Origin of the sequence: Ruegeria atlantica (assembly GCF_013033965.1) — a bacterium.
In the GTDB taxonomy this organism is placed as follows: domain Bacteria; phylum Pseudomonadota; class Alphaproteobacteria; order Rhodobacterales; family Rhodobacteraceae; genus Ruegeria; species Ruegeria atlantica_D.
The window spans coordinates 1-1222 of record NZ_WQFE01000045.1; the positions used below are offsets into that span (position 1 = coordinate 1).

The 1222-nt window shown below is 50.6% G+C and carries 1 protein-coding gene and 1 pseudogene; both read right to left on the reverse strand.

Translation table 11 applies throughout. The annotated features are described in order from the left end of the window. Nucleotides 1–628 (reverse strand): hypothetical protein (locus GOW16_RS22615; protein ID WP_170419825.1); only part of this gene is annotated, 628 nt, incomplete at its 3' end. A 75-nt stretch (nt 629–703) separates the two neighbouring features. Further along, a pseudogene (locus tag GOW16_RS22940) lies at nt 704–1126 on the reverse strand (IS5/IS1182 family transposase); the annotation flags it as partial. Between the last annotated feature and the right edge of the window lie 96 nt (nt 1127–1222).

The window sequence follows — 1222 nt, forward strand, 5'->3', positions numbered from 1 at the left end:
TGTCCGACGAACCCGTCCCGTCAAGCGTCACAACCGCCCCGGACACAACCGTCTGGTCAACACCAGCATCGGCAATGGGAAGCGAGTTAGGGGGAGGAGCGACGTACCTGACGGGGAAACTCGGAATTGGACCACCAATCAAATTGCCCAACTCATCTCCATTCGCAAATTCGAAGCTATCCAAATTTGGGTGGAAGGTTAGGGAGATATTTTTTAAGGGTTTGAATGTTACAATTATGGCATTAGGGTTATTTGGATCAATTGTCCCATCAATTGCTTCAGCCGCCCCCTGAGATTCGAAAATACCTTGGGCTTCCTGCCCTTCAACAGGTATCATCCCTTGACCCACCTCAAGGCGCACTTGAAAAGGCGTTTTCCCGTCATGAGTACTGACAAAAGGCTGAGCAACAGGATACTGGATGTTTCTAACTGTTGTCTCTTGCGCCATGCTTATCGTCGGTAGAAGCTGCGAGGCAACAGCCAGAAAAAGGAAAGTCAGGCCTCTAAGAAACCTTGCCAGGCGAAGAAAACAAAATGTCGGCAGTCGCCGCAAAAACGGTTTCAAAGAATTGCTCTCATCCCTGCGAAAAACAGTATCCACTTTAACCCCTCTTACTTCCTTTAGCATTCGCAGTAACCGGTATTCGAAAATAGGAAATACAGACAATTTCGTTGTTCCATGAATCGAAATGCTAGGTCTTCTTGAAAACTGACGCAGCCAGAGGCGAATTGGTGTGATGCCGATGAAGCCGAGGTTACTTTCCGCGGTCTTGTCATGGCGGGTGGCGACGCAGCGTACATTCTTCAGTTTGGTTTGGCAGCGCGCTACTAAGTTGCGAAGGCGATAGAGTGACCGACCGACGCCAACACGTTTCTTGCGTTATTCCCGCATGGAGAAGACCGGCAGCGTGTTACGGCTGTCCATGGAATTGCGAATGCTGTCGGCAGCGAGCCCAAGGCCAACCAGAGGGATGCTCGGCTGGTGTTGATTGTCATTCATGACCAAGTCGAAACCGAGATAGTCCAATGTCTGGCATGGTGTGATTTCCGCCCTTATGGGCAAGTCGTGTGCATTGACAAGGAGGTGGATTCTGTTCTTGAACCCACCTCTTGAGCGGCCAAATCCGCTGTCTCGAAGTCTTTCCGTAGCGGCTGCAGTGAACCGCTCCGGGTTTACCGGAGAGTGATTGGTTCAAATGTTAGGCCGCTTTTTCAGCGGCAT